Here is a 25,302-nt window from a genome sequence, read left to right as displayed (position 1 = left end):
CCCCTTCCGCATCCCTCATCACAGACGGAGACCTGTCATGACCAAGACCTACAGAATCGCCGCGATCCCGGCCGACGGGATCGGCATCGAGGTCATCGCCGCCGGCGTCGAGGTGCTCAACGCGCTCGCCGAGAAGACCGGTACGTTCCGGTTCCAATTCGACCACTTCGACTGGGGCTCGGACTACTACAAGAAGCACGGCGTGATGATGCCGGCCGACGGCCGCGAGCAGATCCGGAACCACGACGCGATCTACTTCGGGGCCGTCGGCGCACCCGACGTGCCGGACCACATCACCCTGTGGGGCCTGCGGCTCGCGATCTGCCAGCCCTTCGACCAGTACGCCAACGTCCGCCCGACCCGGATCCTGCCCGGCATCACCAGCCCGCTGCGCCACGTCTCGGGGCCCGAGCTCGACTGGGTGATCGTGCGCGAGAACTCGGAGGGCGAGTATGCCGGCGTCGGCGGGCGCGTCCACCAGGGTCATCCGGAGGAGGTCGCCACCGACGTCTCGATGATGACCCGCACCGGCGTCAGCCGCATCATCCGCTACGCGTTCAAGCTGGCGCAGAGCCGCCCGCGCAAGCTCCTCACCGTGGTGACGAAGTCGAACGCCCAGCGCCACGCCATGGTGATGTGGGACGAGATCGCCGCCGAGGTCGCGCAAGAGTTCCCGGACGTGACCTGGGACAAGATGCTGGTCGACGCCATGACGATGCGCATGGTGATCAAGCCCGAGACCCTCGACACCATCGTGGCGACGAACCTGCATGCCGACATCCTGTCGGACCTCGCGGCGGCGCTCGCCGGCTCGCTCGGCATCGCGCCGACCGCGAACATCAACCCGGAGCGCAAGTTCCCGTCGATGTTCGAGCCGATCCATGGCTCGGCCTTCGACATCACCGGCAAGGGCATCGCCAACCCGGTCGCGACCTTCTGGACCGCCTGCCAGATGCTGGAGCACCTCGGCGAGAAGCCGGCGGCCGACCGGCTGATGCGGGCGGTGGAGCGGGTGACCGCCGATCCGGGCCTGCACACCCCCGATCTCGGCGGCAAGGCGACGACCCGCCAGGTGACGGACGCGGTCATCGCGGCGATCCAGGGCGACAACGAGTAAGGGGGACGCCGTGACCGAGCCCGGAGATCTCCTGCGGCGGCTGTTCGCGGCGGCCGTGGCGGCGGCCGATCCCGCCGTCAGCCTGGCGAAGGCCCTGCCGGAGCCGCCCCGCGGCCGCACGATCGTCGTCGGGGCGGGGAAAGCCGCAGCGTCGATGGCCCGCGCCGTCGAGACGGCCTGGCCGGGAGAGCTCTCCGGGCTCGTCGTCACCCGCTACGGGCACGGCGCCCCGACCACCCGGATCGAGGTGGTCGAGGCGTCCCACCCGGTCCCGGATGCCGCCGGCGAAATTGCCTCCCGGCGCATCCTCGACCTCGTCGCCGGGCTCACGCCCGACGACCTCGTGCTCTGCCTGATCTCCGGCGGCGGTTCGGCCCTGCTGTCCCTGCCGGCGCCGGGGCTGACGCTGGCCGACAAGCAGGCGGTCAACCGCGCCCTGCTGAAATCCGGTGCGGCGATCGGCGAGATGAACTGCGTGCGTCGCCACCTGTCGGCGATCAAGGGCGGGCGGCTCGCCGCTGCCTGCCACCCGGCCCGGGTGGTGACGCTGCTGATCTCCGACACGCCCGGCGACGACCCCCTCGACATCGCCTCCGGCCCGACCGTGGCGGATCCCACCACCTGCGCCGACGCGCTGGCGATCCTCGAACGCCACCGGATCGAGGTCCCGGAGGCGGTGCGCCTCCACCTTGCGACCGGTCGGGGTGAGTCGGTCAAGCCCGGCGATCCGCGGCTCGGCGCCTCCGACCTGAGGATGGTCGCGACCCCGCTGATGGCGCTCGAGGCCGCAGCGGAGCTCGCCCGGCGCGAGGGCATCACCCCCGTCATCCTCGGCGACGCGATCGAGGGTGAGGCGCGCGAGGTCGGCAAGGTCATGGCCGGGATCGCCCGGAGCGTCGCCGCTCACGGTCTGCCGATCCCGAAGCCCTGCCTGCTGCTCTCCGGCGGCGAGACCACCGTGACCGTGCGCGGCGACGGACGCGGCGGCCGCAACGTCGAGTTCCTGCTGGCGCTCGGGGCCGCGCTCGACGGCCATCCCGGCATCCATGCCATCGCCGGGGATACCGACGGCGTCGACGGCCTCGAGGAGATCGCGGGCGCCGTGCTGGGGCCCGACACCCCGGCCCGCGCCGCCGCGCTCGGCCTGTCGCTCGCGGCGAGCCTCGACCGCAACGATGGGCACGGCTTCTTCGAAGCTCTGGGCGACGGCGTCGTCACCGGCCCGACGCTCACCAACGTCAACGACTTCCGGGCGATCCTGATCGCCTGACCCTCCTCGCCACGCAACCAGAAGGCGGCCGTTCCTCGCGGCCGGATGCGTCATGCGCCGTCACCGCCACGCCAAGATCGTCGCCACCGTGGGCCCCGCGAGTTCGGCCCCCGATCGGCTGAAGGCCCTGTTCCTGGCCGGCGTCGACACCTTCCGCCTCAACTTCAGCCACGGCACCCACGCCGACCATGCGACCGTCCATGCCGCCATCCGGGCGCTCGAGGCGGAGGTCGGCCGCCCGATCGGCATCCTCCAGGACCTGCAGGGCCCTAAGATCCGCATCGGCACCGTCAAGGACGGCCGGCTCGATCTCGAGGCTGGCGAGAGCGTGCGCTTCGTGCTGGAAGGGCGGGACGGCGACAAGCAGGCCATCCCGCTGCATCACCCGGAGATCTTCGCCGCCGTCGTGCCGGGGCAGGACCTGCTGATCGACGACGGCCGCGTGCGGGTGCGGGTCACCGGCCTGGAGGCCGCCGCCATCACCGCCGAGGTGGTGACCGGTGGCGTCATCTCCAACCGGAAGGGCGTCAACCTGCCCGGCACCCTGCTCGATCTCTCGCCGCTGACCCAGAAGGACCGCGCGGATCTCGCCTTCGGCCTCGAACTCGGCGTCGACTGGGTGGCCCTGTCCTTCGTGCAGAAACCTTCCGACATGGTCGAGGCCCGTGCCCTGGTCGGGGACCGGGCCGGGTTGCTGGCGAAGATCGAGAAGCCGCAGGCGCTGGAGCGGATCGGCGACATCATCCGCCTGTCAGATGCGGTGATGGTCGCCCGCGGCGACCTTGGCGTCGAGATCCCGCACGAGGATGTGCCCGGCCGCCAGAAGGAGCTCATCCGCGCCTGCCGGCTGGCGGTGAAGCCGGTGATCGTGGCGACGCAAATGCTCGACTCGATGGTCGGCGCGCCGGCCCCGACCCGGGCGGAGGCGTCCGACGTGGCGACCGCGATCTACGACGGCGCCGACGCGGTGATGCTCTCGGCCGAGTCGGCGACCGGCAAATATCCGGTCGAGGCGGTGTCGATGATGGATCGGATCATCCGCTCGGTGGAGGGGCACAAGCTCTACCACTCGATCGTGGCGGCCTCCGACCCGGGCGAGGAGGAGACGCCGCCCCACGCGGTGGCGACCGCGACCGCGACGCTGGCCGAAGCGCTGCACGCCAAGGCGATCGTGACCTACACGGAGAGCGGCACGACTGCGGCGCGAGTTGCGCGGAAACGCCCCGCGTCGCCGATCCTGGCGCTGACACCGAACCTCGCGACCGCGCGGCGGCTGTGCCTGCTGTGGGGGGCGCACAGTGTGCAGACGGAGGATGTCAACTCTTACGAGGAGATGGTCGCCAAGGCCGCGCAGCACGCGCAAGCCGAGGAGTTCGCACATTCCAACGATCATATCGTGATCGCGGCGGGCATTCCCTTCCACACGACCGGAAACACGAACAACATCAGGCTGGTGCAGATCTGACTGTCGATCCGGTGGGGGGCTGGGGTCGATCGGGCCGTCCAGGCCGATAGCGCGGTCCCCCGCACGGACAGGATGAGGTGATACCGCCGCGCCGTCGAACGGATCCGTTCGACGGCGCAAGGCAAGCCCGAACGGGCCGCCGCACGCCTCCTCGACCCGTAGGCTATGCCGGTTCCTTGCAATCCAGGCGCCTTCCCGTCGACCGGAACGAGGCGGCTCATCGGTCCCGCAGACCGGCGCGGATCGGGGAGAGGCACGGACTCACCGCGACGTCGCGCCGTGCCGAGCCCTTCTCCATCGTGGAGATGCTGCTCAACCGATAATCGATCACGCGCGTCCGGACACCTGGCGGCCAACCGCAGACCACAGCAACAGCGATACCTTGGCAGAGGCTGTGAACGACGGATGCGACAGGGCCCGGAGCCTCGTCCCATCGGCGTTTTTCGGCAAATGTCACCGCTTCAAGGCATTACGGGACGGCGTCGATCTGCGACGGTGTTCTTGTCGTCCACCATCATGCAAGCTCACGAATGGTGGAGCCAAGTGCCGCGACGCGGACACGATGTCTAAGCGACCACATGGTGGAGCAGGGCCGCGCGGGTTGCCTCGATCGAGTCCCGCTCGGCCGCGGCATACAGTGCGTCCTCGTCGAAGACGCTTGCCCCGAGATCCCGCTCGAACGCCGCCCTGGCGGCGCGTTCCGCATGGTTCTCCTGACCCTCGTCGCCGAGATTGGACGAAAAAATCCCGGCCGCACTCACCGGGAGAAAGTCCTCGTAGGTGATGGGCTCCGCCTTGACGGCGCCGGACAGAACCAGCGCGTCGATGTCGGCATCGGGCGGAGCGCCGGCGCGACCGGTCGGCGAGAAGCGGAAATAGGCGAGCCTCTCGGTCCGCAGCGCGTCTTCGTCGTCGGGGAAGGCCCGGAACGCCTCGACGAGCGCGGCCATGTAGGCCTCGGCGTTCGACCCGTCCGAGCTGACCTGCACGCGGTCGCGGGCCTCAGCGAGGAGCCGGTCGTACAACGCGCGACCCCTGGGCGTGAGCGCGACGCCACGCTGCTCGATTTCGCCGAAGCGGGCCGTGTGAGTGCCGTCCTCGGACGTTCCTGCGGACGACGGGAAGGCGACGGGCTCCTGCAATGCCCGGAAGCTCGTCTGGCGGAGCAGGATCGGCACCCGTCGGCGCGGCGGTCCCTCGATGACGGCCTTCGGCGTGATGCCCTTGACCGGCATGCCGACCTGCACGGCATCGATGTCGAGCGTGCGAGGAGTGAGGTGATTGATATGCGGACCCTTGAAGCAGACGATGTCGGCGACGAGGGGATGGGCCTTGCGCAAGCGCGCATAGACCTCGGCCGTCACGGTCGCATCGCCGTGCCAGCGGAACGTCTCCAGCGCCTCGCGAACGAAGGTGTCGGCCTCTCGGTCATCCAGCCCGCCGTCGCGCTCGGCGACCGCGATCAGGTCGAGGCAGCGCGGCGTGAAGATCGAGCGGCGCGCGAGAATACCGGCCGCCTCCTCGCGAAGCGCCGCGTCGGCGATGAGGTCGAGGCGCAGGAGAGACGTGAAGACGCGGAACGGGTTCCGGCGGAGCGCCTCGGTTCCGACCGGCCGGAAGGCCGTCGAATGGACCGGGACGCCGGCGACGGAGAGATCGTAATACGCGACCGGCACCATGCCCATCACGGCGAACAACCGGCGCATCGTGGCGAGTTCGGCGGGCGTGCCGACGCGGATGGCGCCGTGCCGCTCCAGGTCGAGCCGCTCGATCTCGTCGTTGGCGACGAGGCGACCGTCGAGGACGGAGTCGGCCCGGCGCGTCTCGGAGTTCACCTCACGCACCAGCTCCATCAAGGTGCCGTATTGCGGCACCTCGGCCCGATACATGTCCGACATCGCACGGGAGAACGTCGTCCGCACGGCATCGGCTGAGACGATCGTCTTGACGCTGTTCATTCCGGATCTCCACGTCGATGAATGCCCCGAATGCCGCAGGACACCTGCGGCATTCGACGTCGTGCAAGCTTGTGACTGTTCTGGTTTGCAACCGCGCGATCGGCGACCGACGGAACGACCCCGGGCCATGCGCCGGTGGCGTCGAGGTCCTCGGGCGTCAGCCGGCCGTCGAGGATTTCGCCCACGGCCCGGAGCACGACCGGGCGGCGGCTGCCCTTGCAGAGCCCGAAGACCTTGCCGCCCCCACCCATGGCCGCCGAGACCGCCCGGATGTCGGCTTGACCCAGGTGGTCTTCATCGTCCCCCCGGTCACGAGAGGACCGCGCAGGCCGCGGCGATGCGCCCACAGGCCTCGCGCAGCTCTGCCTCGGACGTCGCGTAGGAGATCCGGACATAGCCCGGCAGGCCGAAGCACGAGCCCGGGACGACGGCCACGTCGACGGAGTCGAGCAGGTAGCGGCACAGCGCCCGGTCATCCGCGATCGTCGCCCCGCCGGGCGCGGTCCTGCCCAGGAGGCCGGCACAGCGCGCGAAGGTATAGAACGCCCCCTCGGGATTGCGGCACGAGACGCCCGGCATCGCGTTGAGCGCGCCCACCACGAGGTCGCGCCGATCCTGGAAGGCGCGGCACCGCTCGGCCACGACGCGCTGGTCGCCGGTCAGCGCCTCGACCGCCGCCGCCTGACTGATCGCGCTCGGGCAGGAGGTCGACTGGCTCTGCACCACCGCCATCGCCTTGATCAGGGCCCGGGGGCCGCCGCCATAGCCGATCCGCCAGCCGGTCATGGCATAGGCCTTCGACACGCCGTTGACCGTGAGCGTGCGCGCCTTGAGGCGCGGCGCGACGGCGGCGGGCGTCGCGAAACGGCGGCCATCGTAGAGGATGTGCTCGTAGATGTCGTCCGACATGAGCCAGACCTGCGGGTGCCGGTCGAGCACGTCGGCGAGCGCCGCGAGATCCTCCGCTGCGTAGGCCGACCCGGTCGGGTTCGACGGGGAATTGAGCAACAGCCAGCGCGTGCGCGGCGTGATGGCCCGGTCGAGGGCGGCGGGGGTCAAGCGGAAGCCGTCCGCCTCCAGGCAGGGAACGACGACCGGCACGCCGCCGCAGATGGACACGATGTCGGCGTAGCTCGTCCAGAACGGCGCCGGGATCACGACCTCGTCGCCGGGGTCGAGCGTCGCCATGAAGGCGTTGGAGAGGACCTGCTTGGCGCCCGAGCCGCAGGTGATCTCGTCGAGCGTGTAGTCGAGGCCGTTGTCGCGCCGGAACTTCTCTCGCACGGCGGCCTTCAGCTCGGGCGAGCCGTCCAGCACCGTGTACTTGGTCCGCCCCTCCCGCATGGCGCGGGCGGCGGCCTCCTTCACGGGCTCCGGCGTGTCGAAGTCGGGCTCGCCGGCCCCGAGGACGATCACCGGCCGGCCCGCGCGCTTGCGGGCCGACGCTTCGAAGGTGATCTGGAGGATTTCGGACACCTCGATCGCGGCGAGGCGGGCGGCTGACCGGAAGGCCGGCGCAGTCTGGACCGGCGCGTTCATGCGTCGGCCGAGCCCGTATCGTCGCCATCGTCGGCGATGTCGAAGCGCACGCCCTGGGCCAGCGGCATCGCGTGGCCGTAGTTGATGGCGTTGGTCTGGCGCCGCATGTAGGCCTTCCAGGCGTCGGAGCCGGATTCGCGGCCGCCGCCGGTCTCCTTCTCGCCCCCGAAGGCGCCGCCGATCTCGGCACCGGACGAACCCATGTTGACGTTGGCGATGCCGCAATCGGAGCCGCGGGCCGAGGTGAAGCGGTCGGTCTCGCGCATGTCGGTCGAGAAGATCGAGGACGACAGCCCCTGCGGCACGCCGTTCTGCAGCGCGATCGCCTCGTCCAGCGTGGAGTATTTCAGGACGTAGAGGATCGGCGCGAAGGTCTCGTGCACCACCGGCCCGACCTGCGCCGGCATCTCGACGAGGGCGGGCCGCACGTAGACGCCGCCCGCCGGCACCCCGGCCGTCAGGCGCTCGCCGCCATGCACCGTGCCGCCGGCGGCGCGCGCCTGGCCGAGCGCCTCGTCCATGGCGGTGAAGGCCGCCTCGTCGATGAGCGGCCCGACCAGCGCGTCGCCGTCGAGGGGGTTGCCGATCGAGACCGAGGCGTAGACCCGCTTCAGGCGGGACACGAGCCGGTCGTACACGCTCTCGTGGACGATGAGACGGCGAAGCGTGGTGCAGCGCTGGCCGGCCGTGCCCATGGCGCCGAACGCGATGGCGCGGAGCGCCAGGTCGAGATCGGCGGACGGCGCCACGATGGAGGCGTTGTTGCCGCCGAGCTCCAGGATCGCCCGGCCGAACCGGGCCGCGAGACGCTGGCCGACGATCCGCCCCATCGCGGTCGAGCCGGTGGCCGAGACGACCGGGACGCGCGGATCGTCCACCAGCGCCTCGCCGACCTCGCGGCCGCCGAGCAGCAGGACCGACAGGCCTTCCGGCGCCTCGGGGAAGCGCGCGATCACCCGCTCGGTCAGGGCCTGGACGGCGAGCGCGGTGAGCGGCGTCTTCTCCGACGGCTTCCAGACCACCGAATCGCCGCACACGAAGGCGAGGGCCGCGTTCCACGACCAGACCGCGACGGGGAAGTTGAACGCCGAGATCACGCCCACGACCCCGACCGGATGCCATTGCTCCATCAGGCGGTGGTCGGCGCGCTCGGAGCCCATGGTCAGCCCGTAGAGCTGACGGGACAAGCCGACCGCGAAGTCGCAGATGTCGATCATCTCCTGGACCTCGCCGAGGCCCTCCGAGAGGATCTTGCCGGCCTCGATGGTGACGAGACGGCCGAGCGTCTCCTTGTTCGCCCGCAGCTCCTCGCCGAGAAGGCGCACGAACTCGCCGCGCCGCGGCGCCGGGACCTGCCGCCAGGCCAGGAACGCCTCGTGGGCCCGGCCGATCGCGGCCGTCGCGTCGGACGGGGCGATCTCGCGGACCTGCGCGATGGTCTCGCCGGTCACGGGCGAGCGCACGACGCGCTGCCCGGCGGAATGATCGGCCGTCGACACGCCGAACGTGGCGAGCAATCCGGCGACGTCGTTCGGGAGGGATCGGAAAGTCATCGGTGTCCTGGCAACCTCGGGCATGCTCGACCTCGCCGAGCGGGTCCCGCTCGGGGGACGGCGTGCGCGGACCATCGGGCGCCGCCGGCCGTTGCGCAAAGGAGGGTTCTTCACGAGGGCATTCCGCCATGGAATGATCGGCCATGGCGATCCCCCGCACCATGATGCCGTCGATCCAGGAGCTGACCGCGTTCGAGGCGGCCGGGCGCCACGGCAGCTTCACCCGGGCCGCCGACGAGCTCTCGCTCACCCAGAGCGCGATCAGCAAGCAGATCCGACAGCTGGAGGACACGCTCGGCGTCGTGCTGTTCGAGCGCGTCAAGGGCAAGGTCGTCATGACGGTCGCGGGACGCGCCTTCCTGCCGTCGGCGACCAAGATCCTCGGGGACTACGCGACGGCCACCCATGCGGTGATGGCCTCGGCCGGCAGCGCCGCGACACTCAAGCTCGGCGTCCTGCCGACCTTCGCGGTGCGGTGGCTGATCCCGCGGCTGCCCGCGTTCCTGTCGCGGCATCCGGAGATCACCGTGAACGTCGTCACGGCGCCGGAGCCGTTCGACCTCGTGGCGCGTTCGGTCGACGCGGCCATCCATTTCGGGGAGCCCAACTGGGCCCAGGCCGAATGCGTCTATCTCTGCGACGAGGCGGTCGTGGCCGTGGCGACTCCCGACTATATCCGGCGCCACGCGCTGTCCGGCCCGGCCGACATCGTGCGTGCGACCCTGCTCCAGCAGGCGAGCCGGCCCGGCCTCTGGCGCGACTGGCTCGCCGCGGCGGGCCTCACGCACCCCTATCCGTTCCGCGGGCCGCTCTTCGACCAGTTCGCGATGACGAGCGAGGCGGCGAGAGCGGGGCTCGGGGTCGCGCTGCTGCCGTCGTTCCTGGTCGAGCAGGAGCTCTGCGATGGCAGCCTCGTCACCTTCGACGCCCCGCCGATCCCGACCTCCGGGGCCTACTACGTCGCAATCCCGCTCGGACGTCGCCGCGATCCCACCGTGGGGGCGCTGGTCGACTGGCTGGTGGAGCAGGCTGCGGCCTCCGCCGCCGCCCGGCGTGCGGCTCAGCGAACCGGATCGTAGCGCCCATCGGGCCTGACCTCGACCTCGCGCCGCATGATGTCGTCGAGCGTCCCGTGGCGTTCGCCGAGCCTGGTCGCGGCGTCCGGCCCGGTCACGGCCGGCCTAGGCGTCGCTCGACATCAGATGCGAGACGGCGCCGGCCTGCCTCATGGGCGTCGGGCCGCCGACCCGAGATCCGGCTCGCCACGGCGGCCGGCGGCGTGGCGATCGTCGAGCTCTTCCTCTGGGGCAAGCTTCCGCGGAAGCGCTTTGCCCGCCAGGAGGATGCCCCATGCGCGGAAATCCTGTCGACCAAGGCCGGATGGCGCCTCACGACCGCGTCGCGCGGATCCGAAGTCGCGAAGGCCGTCTACAAACAGGACTCCCGCCACGCGGTCTGAGGTACTAAGGAACCGCCAAGCTATCAGGAGAGGGCCACCGTCATGGTATCACGCAGGGACATCGCATCGCTTCTCGGCGCCGGCACGCTCGCCGCGGCCCTTTCCCCGGTCGGCAGCGCCCAGGCTCAGACGGGTCCTGCGGCCGAGAACACCTTCCAGCGCATCCGGCGCACCAAGAAGCTGCGGATCGCCGGCATCGTCGGCACCGAGCCGTACTACAAGAAGGACATCGCGTCCGGCGAGTGGTCCGGGTTCTGCATCAGCATGGCGCAAGACCTCGCCAAGGTGATGGACGCCGAGGTCGAGATCGCCGAGACCACCTGGGGCAATTCGGTGCTCGATCTCCAGGCCAACAAGATCGACATCATGTTCGGCCTGTCGCCGACCCCCTCGCGCGCGCTCACGGTCGAGTTCACGCGGCCGATCATGCTGAACACCTTCACCATCATCGCCAAGCCGGGCTTCGAGCCGAAGACCTGGGCCGACCTCAACAAGCCCGATATCCGCGTCGCCGTCGACATCGGGTCGACCCACGACCTCTTCGCCCGGCGCACGATCCCGAACGCCACGCTGCTGGCGCTGAAGACCCCGGACGACGCCATGCTGTCCGTCCAGTCCAACCGGGCCGATTGCGTCATCCAGGTCGCGATGCTGTCGCTGGTGACGGTGAAGAAGAACCCGAAGGTGGGCAAGATCATCGTCCCGACGCCGTCGAGCGCGCAGCCGACCTGTGCCGGCGTGCGGGCCGAGTCTGATCCGCGGTTCCGGACCTTCGTCGACAACTGGCTCGAATACAACCGTGGGCTCGGCTCGATGAAGGGCTGGATCACGTCCAGCCTGGAGCTGGTGGGAGTCAAATCCGACGAGATCCCGGCCGAGATTACCTTCTGACGAAAACGCCGCGGCGAGAGCGGCCGCGGTCAGCCGATCATCGCCGCGGTCCGGGACCCTCCGTCCGGGCCGGGCCCGCGGGGCTCGACCCGAGGACACGACGCATGCCCCCCGACCCCGCCCGACCCTTGGCCTCACCGTTGGGCATCATCATGCTCGACACCACGTTCGAGCGACCGCCCGGTGACGTCGGGCATGCGTCGAGCTGGCCTTTCCCGGTCCTGTTCGAGATCGTGCGCGGCGCCACCGCGCGGCGGGTCGTCGGGGGGCAGGATTCCGACTTGGGCGACGCTTTCGTCCAGGCTGGACAAGCCTTGCGGGCTCGCGGAGCCGTCGGCATCATCACGTCGTGCGGCTTCCTGGCGGCGCGACAGCGCTCCCTGGCTGCCCGGATGCCGCTGCCCCTGGCCACGTCAAGCCTGATGCAGCTTCCCCTGATCGACCGCTGCCTTCCGGACGGCAAGCGGACCGGCGTCGTGACCTACGACGCCGAGGCGCTCACGCCGGCGCATTTCGTCGAGGTGGGGGCCGATCCGTCCACGCCGGTCGTGGGCCTGCCGGAGAGCGGGGCCTTGCGCGGCCTGATCGAACGGGGCGCGGCTTACGATGCGGAGGCCCTGGCGCGCGACGTCCTGGAGGCTGCCGGCCGCCTGACGGCGCGGGGGGATATCGGTGCCATCCTGATGGAATGCACCAACCTTCCGCCATTCTCGAAGGCCGTCGCCGATCGGTTCGACATTCCCGTCTTCGATATCATTACCTTGGGCCGCTGGTTTTACACGGGCCTTTTGCAAACGAGATACTAGCGCAGCGGGCCGGAGGAGATGATGGCTTACGAGTGGGATTTTTCGTTTTTATATCAATACAAGAGTCTGATTGCCATCGGCGCCTTGTATACGATCGGTTTCACCATCCTCACGGCGATTTCCGGTCTGGCCGTCGGCGGGCTGATCGCCATCGCGCGCCTGGCGAATGCGAAGGCGGTCACCATCCCGCTCATGGCCTTCATCGAGATCTTCCGGTGCACGCCCGTGCTCGTGCAGCTGGTCTGGATCTACTACGCGCTTCCGATCCTGATCGGCGTCGAGCTCAAGCCGGCGACCGCGGCGTTCATCGCCCTGACGCTCTACGGCGCGTCGTTCTTTGCGGAGATCATCCGCGGCGGCATCGCATCCATTGATATCGGCCAGTGGGATGCCGCACGAGCCCTGGGCATGCGTCAGGGCGCGCTGCTCAAGCGCATCGTCCTGCCGCAGGCGCTCAAGCGGATGATCCCGCCCCTCGTCAACCAGGTCGTCCTGCAGCTGAAAAACACCTCGCTCCTGTCCGTGCTCGCCGTCCCCGATCTTCTCTATCAGGGACAGCTGATCACCTCGGCGACGTACAAGCCCCTCGAAGTCTACACGATGATTGCGGTCATCTATTTCATCATCCTGTTCCCTCTGACGACCTTGGCCCATGGCCTCGAGAGGAGGCTCGCGCGGTGAGTGCCGGGGCAAGACACCATGGAACACCCGCCGCACGAGACGCTTCGGAGATCGCGATGATCGAGGTCGAGCACGTCAAGAAATCGTTCGGAGATTTGTCCGTGCTCAAGGACATCTCCATGAGAGTCCCCCGAGGCGGGGTCGTGTCGCTGATCGGCCCGAGCGGATCCGGCAAGTCGACCCTTCTGCGCTGTCTCAACCTCCTCACCATCCCGAGCGAAGGAACGATCCGGATCGGGACGCATGAGATGCGCTTCGACAAGGCTCACAAGATGCCGAAGGACAGGGATCTCGCCGCCTTCCGGTCGAAGGTCGGCATGGTCTTCCAGAACTTCAACCTGTTCCCCCACATGTCCGTCGTCCGGAACGTCATGGAGGGGCCGGTCACGGTGCTCGGCCGGGGCAAGGAGGAGACACGGGACCTGGCGCTCCAGCTCCTGGACAAGGTCGGCCTGAGGGAGAAGGCCGACGCCTACCCGGACCGGCTGTCCGGCGGCCAGAAGCAGCGGGTCGCCATCGCCCGGGCGCTGGCCATGAAGCCGGAGGTCATGCTGTTCGACGAGGCGACCTCGGCGCTCGATCCCGAACTCGTCGGGGAAGTCCTGCAGGTCGTCCGGCAACTGGCGTCGGAGGGCATGACGATGGTCCTGGTGACGCACGAAATCGCGTTCGCGCGCGACGTCGCCGATACGTGCGTGTTCATGCGCGACGGCTTCGTCGTCGAGGAAGGGCCGGCACGGCAGGTGATCGAGGATCCGCAGCAGGCGGCCACGAAGGCCTTCCTCAGCCATTTCCACAAAGCGGCGGTCTGATACCGCCGCGCCTTCGAACGGATCCGTTCGACGGCGAAGGCAGGCCCGCACGGGCGTCCGGCGCCCGAGCGAGGCCGGGTTCCGCATCACGAGGCGATCAATCGGAAACCGTACGCCACCCCCGTCGTCGCCCGCGGAGTCCCGGTGCCCGCTCGACGCATCGCCGCCGTCCCGACGGTCTGGCGCGCGAACCGCGGCCACGGGAGATCTCGGGGAATCCGGCTCGGCCGCACACGTTCCGAGCGCTTCCATGCCCCGTCACGCGGCCGTCATCGGCGCGGGCATCGTCGGCGTGCCCACCGCCCACGAGCCTGTCCGGGATGGAGTTCAGGTCGTCCGCGTCGAGCCCGGCGGGCCGCAGGCGACGGCGTGTGGCCTCAGCCCCGCTCCCGTCGTGCCGGTGCCGATGCCGGGCCTCGGGCGCAAGGGACCGGGCGATCGTCTCGGTCCGACCGGCCCCTGACGATGCGCTGGTCGCGCCTGGCTCCGTGGCTCCTGCGCTTCGTGATGGCGGGCATCGGCGCGGCGACCGCAGGCGGTCGCCGACGCTGACGGGCATGTCGGCGGCGAGGCTCCTCACCGGGACGGGCGTCAGGGTGCCAGGACGAGGTCGGTGACGGGCACCGCCTGGCAGGTGAGACACTGGTCCGCCTCGTCCTCGAACGGCACGAGATGGGCGCAGCGGCCCTCGACCACCCGGACGACGCAGCTCTCGCATTGCCCGACCCGGCATCCGCTCGGCAGCGCGATCCCGGCCGCCAGCGCGGCATCGAGGAGGGATCCGGCGGCCGGCGTCCAGACGAAGGAGCGTGCGGCCCCGGCCACCGTGACGGTGCGGGGCGCCAGGTCCTCCGGGATCGTCGTCGCGGCGGAGAACGACTCGGCGAAAATGTCGAAGCGCGGCACGCCGAGGCCGACGAGCGCCGCCGTCATCGCGGCGGTAAAGGCCGGCGAGCCGCAGAGATAGGCCAGGGGCCGGTGCGGGATCAGCTCGGCGATGGCGGCGAGGTCGAGCCGTCCTTCCTGCTGGAAGCGCCCGGCGCGCCGGTCCTCCTCGCTCGGCCGCGAATAGGCGGTGAGGCGGGTGAGCGTCGGTAGCGCGAGGGCGAGGGCGTCGAGCCGCCCGGCCAGGGGGTGCTCCCGGCCGCTGCGGCAGCCATGCAGCAGGTGGATCGGGTGCGATGGCCGGGGCTGGGCCGCCGCCACGCTCTCGAGGTAGCCGGCGAACGGCGTGATCCCGATCCCGTTCGCCAGGAGGAGGATCGGGCGGGTGCTGCGGACCGGGATGGTGAAGAGGCCCGAGGGCGCCTCCAGCAGCACGGCGTCGCCGGGGCGCAGCTCCTGGATCCGTCGCGACAGCGATGCGGCGCTCCCGCGCGGCAGGCCTGCGTCCCAGCGCACGGCGATGGACAAGTCGCGCGGATCCCGGGCGGTCCCGGTGAGCGAGTAGGCCCGGGCCGCCTCGTGCCCAGGCAGGCGCAGGACGACGTGCTGGCCGGGCAGGAAGTCCGGGAGGGCGGCGCCGTCCGCCGCCGCCAGGGACAGCGCCACGGTGTCGGCCCCCTCAGGCCGGATCGCGGTGACGCGGAACGGCCGGGTGCCCGCCCAGGTCCGGCTCGGCCCACCCTCCTCCGGCTCGATGTCACAGGTCACCGCCCGCAGCGGCACCGACCCCGAGACCGGGTCGCGCCGGGCATCGGACAGGACGGCGTTGATGTTCGACGTCCCGGGACCGGTGGCCGGCGCGCCGTCGCGCCCGAGGGGCTCGCAGGCCTCCCACCAGCCGAACTCGGCGATCACCGCGCGGGCGTCGAGCGCCGGGTTCAGGCGCACCCGCAGCCGCACCGTCCCGGTCGCCGTGCGGATCCGGGCCCAGTCCCCGGGGGTGAGGCCCCGGGCGGCGGCGAGGGCCGGGCTGATCTCGACCACCGGATCGGGGGCCTTGCGGCGCAGCGAGGCGACGTGCCGGTGGGAGGTGTGGACGTACCAGCCGCTCTTGGCGGTGGTGAGCACCAGCGGCAGGCTGCCGGGCATCGCCGGCCCGTCCGCCGGCTCGACGAAGTCGGGCAGCGGGTCGTGGCCGTGGGCGCGCAGGCTCTCGGAGCGGAGCTCGACCCGCCGGCTCGGCGTCGCGAACCCCGCCACCGTGCCGTCCACCGCCGGGGCGGCGTATTTCCGGTACGCGAAGGCTTGCGGAACGCGCAGCCCGTGGGGACGCGCCCGCAAGTCGTCGACCGTGATGCCGAGCGGCGCGAGCTGGTGGTTCCAGCCCGCCTCGACGTCGCCGCCGAAGAACATGTCGCCCATTCCCATCCGGGTCGCGAGCGCCGTCACGATGTCGTAGTCGGCCCGGCACTCCCCGTGCGGGGGCAGCATCCGGCGCCGGAACTCGATCGTCTCGGCCGCCGCCTGGGTGATCTCGAACCCGATCCGCAGCGCGTCCCGCTCCCACGGCATGCTCACCGGCAGGACGATGTCGGCGCATTCCGCGGTCGGGTTCATGAACATGTCGGCATGGACGTGGAACTCGAGGGCGCGCAGGGCGGCGAGGTTGCGCGGCGTGTCGATCTGCGACACCGCGAGGTTGGTGCCGAAGCTCATCAGCGCCCGAACCGGGTAGGGCTCGCGCTCCTGCACCGCCCGGGCGAAGTCGCGCATGGTGATCCAGCCCCGCGCCGGGGGGCCGAGGGGCAGCTCGGCCAGGCCCAGGGCCTTCTCCTTCTGGCCCTCCGGCAGCAGCGACAGGTCGTTGATCGCGTTCGCGGGCGGCGGCACCGTCCAGATGTTGCCGCCCTCGTCGTCGCAGGAGCCGACGAGGGCCGCGAGGCAGGCGATCGCCCGCTCGGTCATCGTCGCGTTGGTGTGCTGCCCGACCCCCGTCCAGGTGTAGTAGGCGAGCCGCGGCCCGCCTTCGAGCATCCGGTAGAAGGCCGCGATCGCCGCGGGGTCGAGCCAGGTCAGGGCCGCGACCCGCTCGACGGAATAAGGCCGTGCCCGCTCCGCCAGAAGGGCGAAGACGGTGGCGGCGGCGACGGCGCTTCCGTCCGGTCGGGCCAGGGCCGTGCGGGCGTCGAGGCGCAGGCTCGCCGGGTCGGCGAGGGGCCGCCGCGTGTCGTAGGGCCGGAGAGTGCCGTCGGCGTGCTGGACGAGGTAGCTGTCCGGATCGCCGCCGGGGACGAGATCGCTCTCCCGGAGCGGAGCCCCGGTCGCCTCGTCCACCAGGATCGGGGCGTCGGTCCAGCCGCGCACGAAGGCGTCGTCGTAGCGCTTCGCCGTGATCAGATGGTGGATCGCCCCCATGGCCAGGGCGGCGTCGGAGCCGGGCCGCAGGCCGAGCCACAGGTCGGCCTGCTGGCCCGAGCCGTCGGGCTTCGGATCGATGACCACGACCCTGGCGCCGCGGCGGCGGGCCTCGGCGATGCGGCTCGCCTGCGCCAGCCAGGTTCGGGCCGGGTTGTGGCCCCACAGGACGATCAGGTCGGCCTTGTCGTATTCGGGCACGCCGAGGCCGCGGCCGAAGGTCAGGGCGTGGGCGTAGTCCTTGTGCCAGCCGCAGACCTCGACGGCGTAGATCAGGTTCGGGCTGCCGAAGCCGCGGACGAACCGCTCGACCCAGTCGTAGCTGTCGACGATCGGCGTGCCGCTGAACGTCGTCAGCGCGAAGGCGACCGCCTCGGCGCCGGATTCCGCCCGGATCTCCAGCAGCCGGCCGGCGATCTCGTCGAGGGCCTCGTCCCAGCCGATCTCGCGCCATCGCGGCGCGTCCCCGTCCTTCGGGCCGACGCGGCGCAAGGGACGGGTCAGCCGCCGGGGGCTGTGGACGAGTTCCGGCGCGGCGCGGCCCTTGGCGCAGAGGGCGCCGCCGGTCGGGTGGCCGGGGCGCGGCTCGACGCCGACCATGCGGCCGTTCTCGACCAGCGTGACCGAGCCGCAGCGCGAGCGGCACAGCGTGCAGTAGCCGGGATGCCGTTCCGTCATGATCCGCGTTCTCCTCCTGGGCGCGCCGATCGGGGCTGTGCCCGCAAGGCCGGCTTCCGCATGCGCGCATCGCTGTCTTCGGTGGGCCCGCGGCCCGGATCGCTCACGCCTCGTGCGCTCCGCGCTCGTCTCGCGGGCGCAAAGGGCCGACGACCGTGTCGAGCCCCGCCCTGCGGAGTGCGCGTCCGCCCGGAGCGAATCGCCGTCCGTTCAACCGCGGGATCCCCCTTCCAGCCCACCGGAGAGTTGCCGGTGGACCCTCGTCCGACGGGACCGGCGCAGGTTCCCCCTCCTCCCCGTGGGCGGGGCGAGGCCTTTGGAATCGGAACAAGCCCCCTCCCCCCTGTCGGGTGATCGGGAAGCCCGTCAGGCACGGTCGAGGTCGTATCTCCGGAGGAGCCTGCTGCGCCTCCCCCTCGCTCCGGCTCTCGCCTGCGCCGGCTTCATCCCCGACGAGGGGGATGAAGCCCTCTCCGCGCCCGCGGGGCTGCGGCCTTGACCCATGTGATGCGCATCGGTCTCGGCAGCTGGCCCCGTCCTGGCGGCTGGAGCTGACTGGCTTTCACCCCTCGCCCCGCAGGAGCGCAGAAGGCTGAGTCGCGGTCAAAACCCAGCGTGAACACATACGGACAGGCGGTAGCCTGCGGCTTGAGGAGGAAACCCGTACCGGCATCCTCCCCGGACATCCCTGCCGAGGTGGAGGGGGGACGGTGCCCCGATCGCCTGCGGCGGGCGGGTCCTCTCCGATCCCGGGGGGTCAGAACAGCATCGCGGCGCCCGCCGGCCAGGAGGCGACCACGACGTCGCCGGGCTCGAGCCGGACCTCGCCGTCGCGGCCGTCATTCTGCAGGTGGGCCACGAGGGGTGCGCCGGAGGCGGTCTGGACGACGATCTCGGTGAGGGCCCCGCGATAGACGATGCCGCTCACCGTCGCCGGCACGCCGAAGCCGTCCCCCTCCCCCGTCGCCCCCTTCGTCAGGCGGATCTGCTCGGGCCGGACGGCGAAGGTCGAGGCGCCGTCGCGCCGGCCCTCGCGCGGCATGGCGAAGCTCTCGCCGCCGGCGGTCACGAAACGCCCCCCCGCCTCGATCCGGCCCGGGAACAGGTTGGTCGACCCGATGAACTCCGCGACGAAGCGCGTGGCAGGCCGCTGGTAGATCTCGCGCGGCGTCCCGATCTGCTCGACCTTGCCGGCGGACATCACCACGATGCGGTCGGCGACACTGAGCGCCTCGTCCTGGTCGTGCGTGACGAAGATGGTCGTGAGGCCGAGCGTCGACTGGAGACGCCGGAGGTCGTTCCGGACCTCGTTGCGCAGCTTGGCGTCGAGCGCCGAGAGCGGCTCGTCGAGGAGCAGCACCTCCGGCTCGTAGACGATCGCCCGCGCCAGCGCGACCCGCTGCTGCTGGCCGCCGGAGAGCTGGCGCGGCAGCCGGTCGGCGAGGTGGTCGAGCTTGACCAGGGCGAGGGCCTGCATCACCCGGGCCTGCGCCTGCGCGCGCTCGACCTTGCGCATCTCGAGCCCGAACGCGACGTTCTGCGCGACGCTCATGTGCGGGAACAAGGCGTAGCCCTGGAAGACGAGGCCGGCATTGCGCAGGAACGGCGGCAGGTGGGTGACGTCGCGGCTGCCGAACCGGATCGTGCCCTCGCTCGCGAGGGTCAGCCCCGCGATCATGCGCAAGGTCGTGGTCTTGCCGCAGCCCGACGGACCCAGGAAGGCCGCGAACTCGCCCTGCCGGATCTCCAGGGACACGTCGTCGACGGAGGTCAGCGCGCCGTAGCGCTTGCTGACGTGGGAGAGGGTGATCTGCGACATCGACGGTCCCTCAGAAGGCGCGGGTGAGCCTGAAATAGCGGTTGGTGACGACGAGGCCGGCTGCGATCAGGAGGATCTGCACGGTCGCGACCGCGGCGATGGTCGGATCGACGCTCCATTCCAGGTAGTTCACGATCACGATCGGCAGCGTGGTGGTGCCGGGACCGACCAGGAACAGCGACTTCTCGAGATCGACGAACGAGATCACGAACGAGAACAGGGCCCCCGCCACCACCCCCGGCCGGATCACCGGCCAGGTGACGCGCCGGAACACCGTGAGGGGGCGGGCCCCCATCGTCAGCGCCGCCTCCGCGAGCTGAGAGTCGACGCCGAGCAGCGAGGCGGTGACCAGCCGGATCGTCCAGGGCAGCGCGATCAGGCTGTGGGCGATGGCGAGGCCCGTGAAGGTCGTGGCGATCTGGATGCCGGTGAGGACCTCGAACTCGATCAGCAGCATGTAGAAGGCCGCGCCCGCCACGATGCCGGGCACGATCAGCGGCGCCATGAGCAGCGACTGGACGACCTCGCGGCCCCTGAACCGGCCCCGGGCCAGCACCAGCGAGGCCGGCACCCCGACGAGGAGGCTCACCAGGGTGGCGACGGCGCCGAGCTCCAGGCTGGTCACGAACCCGTCGCGGAACCGCGGCATGTCCCAGGCCGCGGCATACCAGGCCAGGGTGTAGCCCTTCGGCGGGAAGCTGATGATCTTGTTGTCGAAGAAGCTCACCCAGATGATCGCCACCAGGGGGGCGAGCACCATGGCGAAGGCCGCGGCGCAGCCTGCGGTCATCGCCGGCTTGAACGAGCGCTGCGGGGACAGGAAGGCGGGGCGCATGGTCACAACGCTCCGTAGCGCTTCTGCAGCGTCAGGCTGGACAGCAGGGTCAGCACCAGGGTGACGCCCATGAGGATGAAGGCCAGGCTCGCCGCGAACGGCCAGTTGTAGACCTTGATCGCCTGCTCGTAGACTTTCGGTCCCATCATCTGGAACGAAGGCCCGCCGATCAGGACCGGGGTGGCGTAGGCGTTGACGGCGAGCACGAAGCAGAGCAGGCAGCCGGAGAAGATGCCCGGCATCGCCAGCGGCACGGTCACCCGGAAGAACGTCACCCAGGGATTGGCGCCCATGCTGAGCGCCGCCTCCTCGTAGACCTCGCCGATGCCGTCGAAGACGCTCTGGAGCGAGATGATCATGAACGGCAGCAGCACCGCGATGAGGCCGATCACCACCGCCGTTCCGGTGTAGAGGATCCGCACCGGGTCGCTCAGGATGCCGCCGAAGACCAGAACCGAGTTCACGAGGCCGCGGTCGGCCAGCAGCATCATCCAGCCGGCCGCGCGCACCGCGTTGCCCATCAGGAGCGGGATCACGGTCGCCAGGATCAGGACCGTCTTGAGGCCGGGCCGCGTGACCCGGCTGATGACGTAGGCCGCCGGGAGCCCGAGCAGCAGGCAGATCGCGGTGCAGCTCAGCGCCACCGTCAGGGTGCGGGCGAGGATCCAGAGGTAGAACGGGTCACCGAAGAAGCGCGCGTAGTTCTCCAGGGTGAGACCGCTGATCGCGGTCTCGGCAGGCTCGAACTGGGCGACGCTGTAGCGGGCGAGGAGCACCAGCGGCAGGAGGAGCCCGACGAGGACCAGGGCGAGGCTCGGCAGGAGGAGCCAGCCGGCCCGCGTCCGCCCGCCCGCAGGGGGCTGCGCGGGAGCGGCGGAGACCCGGCTCACGCCTTGAACTCCTTGTTCCACCACTCGACCCATTTCGGGTCGTTCTTGGCCGCGTAGGCGTAGTCGACGAAGTTGAGCGCCGCGACCTGCTCGGGTGTGAACTCGAGAAGGCGGCGGTCCTGCGGCGCCATCTCGGCGTCGTCGGTCACGACCGAGTAGGAGGTCGCGAGCGAGATCGCCCCCATCGGCTTGGGTTCGAGCATGGCGTTGAGGTAGGCGTAGGCGCCCTCGACGTTGCGCGCCCGCTTCGGGATGCCGGCGCCGAACGAGATGAAGACCGCCCCTTCCTTGGGGTAGGACCAGCGGACCGGCAGCCCCTCCTTCTGCCACTGCACGGCGCGGGCGCTGTAATTGGCGGAGATCCAGATCTCCTCCGACTGGAACGCCGCCGCGAGCGCCTGATGCGACGGGTACAGGCGCGGCTTCACCGCCTTCTTGAGATCGAGCAGGGCCGGGAACGCCTTGCCGACGTCGCTCATCGTCCCGCCGTGCGAGAGCGCGGCGGCGTAGATGTAGTTGAAGTGCAGCTGGTCCATCACGCCGACCCGACCGGCGTATTTCGGGTTCCAGAGGTCGGCGAAGCTGGTCGGGGGTTCGGGAATCTTGGCCGGATTGTAGAGGATGACGACCCCGCCATAGATGCAGGGCACGAGATACGGCAGACGGAACTTCTCGACGATGTGCGCGGCGTTGGGGATGCGCGCCATGTCGAGGGTATCGAGCACGCCCTGGGCGTTCATCTCGTAGGCATCGGCGTCGCTGAGCCAGGTCACGTCGATGCTGCCGCGGGGCAGGCGCCGCTCGGCCAGGAGCTTCGTCTTGCGCTCGGGCACCGGCGCGAGGTCGTGGACGATGCGCAGGGGAGACCCGGCGAAGGCCGGAGCCTCGAAGCCTTTGACGATGCGGTCGTTCCAGTCGCCGCCCCAGTTCGAGACGACGAGGTCGCCGCCCTGCGCCCGGGCGCTCGCGGGCAGGAGGGAGGCGAGCCCGAGGGCTGACGCCCCCGCGAGGAAGCCACGTCGCGCGAGCGATGCATTGCGATCTGTCAAGGCTTGGTCTCCACGCGGTCGGCGGGTCCGGGCAGGCGCTGGCCTCGGTCCGGCTACGGGACCCTACGTTAAGCGGCGTTCGCTTCATCGTTGTGTTGCAGTTGTTTCATGGATGTTTCACTCTCCGGCTCCCGCCGGGGCGAAGGCGGGGACGGGGGACCAGGATGGCGAAGGTTCTGCTGATCGAGGACGAGGATGCCTTCGCCCTCCTGCTCGCCGCCTATCTCGGCACTGCGGGCTACGCGACCGAGCGGGCCGGCTCGGCCCAGGCGGGATTGCGCAGCCTGGAGCGAGGGGGCTTCGATGCGATCATCCTCGACCTCAACCTGCCCGACGAGGACGGGATCGCCCTCACGCGGATGCTGCGCGCCCGCTCGGCGATCCCGATCATCGTCGCCACCGGCCGTCACGGGCACGAGGACAAGCTCGCGGCGCTCGAGATCGGGGCGGACGACTTCGTGACGAAGCCGTTCGAGCCGCGCGAGCTGGTGCTGCGCCTCAACAACATTCTGCGTCACCGGGCGCGGTACGGAAGGGCGGGCGGCATGCGGCTCGCCTGCGCAGGCGGCGAGCTCGACGTGGCGGGCCATCGGCTGATCGCCCCGTCCGGGGCGTGCCTGGACCTCAGCGCGAACGAATTCTCCCTGCTGAAGCTCATGGCGCGCAACCCGGATTGCGTGCTGACCCGGGCCCAGATGATCGATGCCTGCGCCGGCGGCGAGGCGCCCGAATCCGAACGGGCGGTCGACATCCGGATCTCGCGGCTGCGCCGCAAGCTGACGCAGCTCGGTCTGGACGCTGCGCTCCTGAGGACCGTGCACGGCTCCGGCTACAAGCTCGTCTCCGTGAAATCCCCGGCTCAGCCCGGCGGGCGTGTCGTGACCTCGAGGTCGAGGGCATAGCGCTCCATCTGGGCGATCGCCCGGGACAGGCTGCCGCGCAGGGCCTTGCGCTGGCGCGGGGTCGGGGGCAGCGAGCCCGCCTCGTCGCGCTGCGCCGTCCCGGCGGCGAGGTCGTCGAGGCCGAACAGCCCCGCGATCGCCCGGACCTTGTGGAAGAGACCCGCGAGATCCCCATCCGCGCCGGAGGCCAGGGCGTCGGCGGTCTGCCGGAACGTGGCGATGCCCGCCGCGACGATCGCCGCCACGCTCGCGTGGCCGATATCGGCCACCATCCGGTCGAGGGAGGTCCGGTCGAAGGCGCTGACCGCCTCCGCGCGGGGAAACCGGACCCGCTCCTCCGGCCGGAGGATGCGCCCGCCGCCGCGATCGACCATCAGGGTGGCGAGAACCTCGCTCAGCTCCTTGAGATCCACCGGCTTCTCGACGAAGCCGGCGAAGCCGGCGGCCAGGTAGGACTTGACGTCCGCCGGCATGACGTTGCCGGTCATGGCGACGAGGGCGATGCCCGTCCCGTCCCGGGCCGCGATCCAGCGCGCGACGTCGAGGCCCGACATCTCGCCCATGGCGATGTCGAGGAGCGCGACGTCGAAACGCTTCTCCGACAGCGCGCGCAGACACGCCGCACCGCCGAGGGCGGTCGTCACCCGGTGCCCCAGGCGCCGCAGCAGGGCTTCCGCGACGAGCAGGTTCGTGGGCTCGTCATCGACGACCAGGACGTCGAGGACCGGGGCCTTCGCGGCGGTCATCCGGTCGGTGCCGCGCGGGTGCGGAGCGCCCTGATCGTGCCGCAGCGGGACCTCGACCCAGGCCCGCGTCCCGCCCCGGGGGCCCGGCTCGACGCCGAGGCGCGCGCCGATCGCCCGGGCCAATTCCGCGCTGATCGAGAGGCCGAGGCCGAAGCCCTCGATGCCGGAGGCCACGTGCTCGCGCTGCCGCGCATAGGGCGCGAACAGCCGGTCCCGGATCTCCGCCGGGATGCCGGACCCCGAATCGGTCACGGCGATACGGAGGACGGCGTCCGCCTGCGAGGTGGCGCGAACCGAGGCGCTGATCGCGATGCTTCCCCGCTCGGTGTACTTGACGGCGTTGCTCAGGAGATTGAGGAGGATCTGCCGCAGGCGCCGCGGATCGGTGACGAAGTCATCAGGGAGGTTGCCGGCGATGCGCGCGCGCAGGGTCAGCCCGCTCTGGGCCACCGTCGTCCGGGCGATCTCGACCATCTCCTGCAGGAACGGCCGGCAGGCCGTGGTCTCCCGGCGGATGGTGACGGCCCCGGCCTCGACGGTCGCGATGTCCAGGATGTCGTCGAGCACATCCCGCATGACCCGCGCCGCGCCGACGAGGCTGCCGATCATCGCGGCATGCGGCTTCGGCAAGGCCTGCCCGGCGAGCAGTTGCGCGATGCCGAACACGACGTTGAGCGGATTGCGCAGCTCGTGGCCGACCTTCGCGATGAAGGCGGTCCGCGACGCGGTCTCGGCCTCTGCCGCGGCGCGGGCCGCCCGCAACTCCCGCTCGCGCTCCTTGAGCACCGTGATGTCGGCCCGGATGCTGGTGGTGCCTCCGGAGGCCGTGCGCCGCTCGCTGACCTGGATCCAGCGCCCGTCGGCGAGATGCTGCTCGAAGAAGCCGATGCCGGTCCGATGGAAGGACAGTCGTCGCTCTTCCCAAACCTGCTGTCTTTCTTCGATCTGAAACACGCCCCTGGCCAGGCTTTCGCGAACCAGTTCCGGGAAATACGTTCCGGGCCGCATCATGTCGGCGACGCCCGGATACAACCTGCGATATTGCTCGTTGCAGATGACAAGCCGGTCTTCCTGGTCGTAAAGCACGAACGCCTCGGGAAGGGCTTCGATTCCTTCGATGAGGACTTGTGTCAGATCCGCGGATCGTTCACGCCTTGCCTGCGGATGACGGAAGATGGCGCCTGAGACATGTTCGCCATCGATGGCATACCCATAGATCTCGCAGTCCATCCACTCTGAACCGTCGGTCCACGATGCAATTCGTCCGGAGACGAACGCGCCCTGCTGAGATGCCTGGGTTGCCAAATCGCTGAGCGGAACAACGAGTCCCGCTTCTATTTCGACAAAAGGTTCTGATAACGATGGGCGCAGTATGTCTGTGGGAGCCGGCGACGTCATCCGCGACTCGGTCGATGCCCATGATATTTCTCGCGTTGCGACATCGAAATTCCAAAATATCGGATAATTTATCGGCATTTTAGTTCCCCAAGGCAATTTATTTGCACGTCCTGTGTCCCTCTCGCGTTGCAGTC

The 25,302-nt window shown here is 70.3% G+C and carries 20 protein-coding genes; 11 read left to right on the top strand and 9 right to left on the bottom strand.

Annotated features, from left to right (window positions below; all coding sequences use genetic code 11):
* The first annotated feature begins 37 nt into the window (after window positions 1-37).
* Genes FF100_RS10200 through pyk form a run of 3 tightly spaced genes read left to right on the top strand, consistent with a single transcriptional unit; the run spans window position 38 to window position 3,852 of the window.
* Entirely contained in the window at window positions 38-1,117 is a 1,080-nt protein-coding gene (locus FF100_RS10200; RefSeq protein WP_139035588.1) for a tartrate dehydrogenase, read from the top strand.
* A 10-nt stretch (window positions 1,118-1,127) separates the two neighbouring features.
* Window positions 1,128-2,387, top strand: a complete 1,260-nt coding sequence (locus FF100_RS10195) for a glycerate kinase type-2 family protein (protein ID WP_139035587.1) — start codon at window positions 1,128-1,130, stop codon at window positions 2,385-2,387.
* Window positions 2,388-2,439: 52 nt separating this feature from the next.
* Window positions 2,440-3,852, top strand: coding sequence for a pyruvate kinase (pyk, locus tag FF100_RS10190; RefSeq protein WP_139035586.1), 1,413 nt, complete (start codon window positions 2,440-2,442; stop codon window positions 3,850-3,852).
* Between the two features lie 566 nt (window positions 3,853-4,418).
* Here the strand turns inward: pyk and hglS are convergent.
* The 3 genes from hglS to amaB form a co-directional block, all read right to left on the bottom strand.
* Entirely contained in the window at window positions 4,419-5,810 is a 1,392-nt protein-coding gene (hglS, locus tag FF100_RS10185) for a 2-oxoadipate dioxygenase/decarboxylase HglS (protein ID WP_139035656.1), read from the bottom strand.
* Window positions 5,811-6,119: 309 nt separating this feature from the next.
* Window positions 6,120-7,349: a pyridoxal phosphate-dependent aminotransferase gene (locus FF100_RS10180; protein WP_139035585.1), complete on the bottom strand. Its 1,230-nt coding sequence runs from the start codon at window positions 7,347-7,349 to the stop codon at window positions 6,120-6,122.
* Window positions 7,346-8,902, bottom strand: a complete 1,557-nt coding sequence (gene amaB, locus FF100_RS10175; RefSeq protein WP_139035584.1) for an L-piperidine-6-carboxylate dehydrogenase — start codon at window positions 8,900-8,902, stop codon at window positions 7,346-7,348. Before amaB ends, FF100_RS10180 begins: the two co-directional genes overlap by 4 nt.
* A 143-nt stretch (window positions 8,903-9,045) precedes the next feature.
* Between amaB and FF100_RS10170 the strand changes: the two genes are divergently transcribed.
* The 7 genes from FF100_RS10170 to FF100_RS10140 all read left to right on the top strand — a co-directional run bounded on the left by FF100_RS10170 (window position 9,046) and on the right by FF100_RS10140 (window position 14,014).
* Window positions 9,046-9,981 (top strand): LysR family transcriptional regulator, encoded by a 936-nt coding sequence (locus FF100_RS10170; RefSeq protein WP_139035583.1) that lies wholly within the window; start codon window positions 9,046-9,048, stop codon window positions 9,979-9,981.
* 200 nt (window positions 9,982-10,181) lie between these two features.
* A complete protein-coding gene (locus FF100_RS10165) occupies window positions 10,182-10,361 on the top strand; it encodes a hypothetical protein (protein ID WP_139035582.1) in 180 nt (59 codons plus the stop codon).
* 42 nt (window positions 10,362-10,403) lie between these two features.
* Window positions 10,404-11,252 (top strand): transporter substrate-binding domain-containing protein, encoded by an 849-nt coding sequence (locus FF100_RS10160; protein ID WP_139035581.1) that lies wholly within the window; start codon window positions 10,404-10,406, stop codon window positions 11,250-11,252.
* A gap of 104 nt (window positions 11,253-11,356) precedes the next feature.
* On the top strand, window positions 11,357-12,058 hold the full coding sequence (locus FF100_RS10155) for an aspartate/glutamate racemase family protein (protein WP_139035580.1): 702 nt from the start codon (window positions 11,357-11,359) through the stop codon (window positions 12,056-12,058).
* 21 nt (window positions 12,059-12,079) lie between these two features.
* Window positions 12,080-12,739, top strand: coding sequence for an amino acid ABC transporter permease (locus tag FF100_RS10150; RefSeq protein WP_139035579.1), 660 nt, complete (start codon window positions 12,080-12,082; stop codon window positions 12,737-12,739).
* Window positions 12,740-12,795: 56 nt separating this feature from the next.
* Complete coding sequence (locus FF100_RS10145; RefSeq protein WP_139035578.1) at window positions 12,796-13,551, top strand: amino acid ABC transporter ATP-binding protein; 756 nt, start codon at window positions 12,796-12,798, stop codon at window positions 13,549-13,551.
* Between the two features lie 250 nt (window positions 13,552-13,801).
* Window positions 13,802-14,014, top strand: a complete 213-nt coding sequence (locus tag FF100_RS10140; RefSeq protein ID WP_139035577.1) for a hypothetical protein — start codon at window positions 13,802-13,804, stop codon at window positions 14,012-14,014.
* A gap of 128 nt (window positions 14,015-14,142) precedes the next feature.
* On the opposite strand, the gene FF100_RS10135 is transcribed toward FF100_RS10140, so the two are convergent.
* From FF100_RS10135 to FF100_RS10115, 5 genes are all read right to left on the bottom strand, one after another.
* Complete coding sequence (locus FF100_RS10135; protein ID WP_139035576.1) at window positions 14,143-17,529, bottom strand: molybdopterin-dependent oxidoreductase; 3,387 nt, start codon at window positions 17,527-17,529, stop codon at window positions 14,143-14,145.
* A gap of 757 nt (window positions 17,530-18,286) precedes the next feature.
* Window positions 18,287-19,348: an ABC transporter ATP-binding protein gene (locus FF100_RS10130; RefSeq protein ID WP_139035575.1), complete on the bottom strand. Its 1,062-nt coding sequence runs from the start codon at window positions 19,346-19,348 to the stop codon at window positions 18,287-18,289.
* A gap of 10 nt (window positions 19,349-19,358) precedes the next feature.
* Complete coding sequence (locus tag FF100_RS10125) at window positions 19,359-20,183, bottom strand: ABC transporter permease (RefSeq protein ID WP_139035574.1); 825 nt, start codon at window positions 20,181-20,183, stop codon at window positions 19,359-19,361.
* Between the two features lie 2 nt (window positions 20,184-20,185).
* Window positions 20,186-21,073: an ABC transporter permease gene (locus FF100_RS10120; RefSeq protein WP_246102000.1), complete on the bottom strand. Its 888-nt coding sequence runs from the start codon at window positions 21,071-21,073 to the stop codon at window positions 20,186-20,188.
* On the bottom strand, window positions 21,070-22,122 hold the full coding sequence (locus FF100_RS10115; RefSeq protein ID WP_139035572.1) for an ABC transporter substrate-binding protein: 1,053 nt from the start codon (window positions 22,120-22,122) through the stop codon (window positions 21,070-21,072). Before FF100_RS10115 ends, FF100_RS10120 begins: the two co-directional genes overlap by 4 nt.
* A 164-nt stretch (window positions 22,123-22,286) precedes the next feature.
* On the opposite strand from FF100_RS10115, the gene FF100_RS10110 reads away from it, so the two are divergent.
* Entirely contained in the window at window positions 22,287-23,024 is a 738-nt protein-coding gene (locus tag FF100_RS10110; protein WP_171070111.1) for a response regulator transcription factor, read from the top strand.
* Here FF100_RS10110 and FF100_RS10105 read toward each other — a convergent pair.
* A complete protein-coding gene (locus FF100_RS10105; RefSeq protein ID WP_171070110.1) occupies window positions 22,982-25,246 on the bottom strand; it encodes an ATP-binding protein in 2,265 nt (754 codons plus the stop codon). The genes FF100_RS10110 and FF100_RS10105 overlap by 43 nt on opposite strands.
* Window positions 25,247-25,302: the final 56 nt, after the last annotated feature.

This window comes from Methylobacterium terricola (assembly GCF_006151805.1).
In the GTDB taxonomy this organism is placed as follows: Bacteria; Pseudomonadota; Alphaproteobacteria; order Rhizobiales; family Beijerinckiaceae; genus Methylobacterium; species Methylobacterium terricola.
This window is presented reverse-complemented; position numbering and strand designations above follow the sequence as displayed.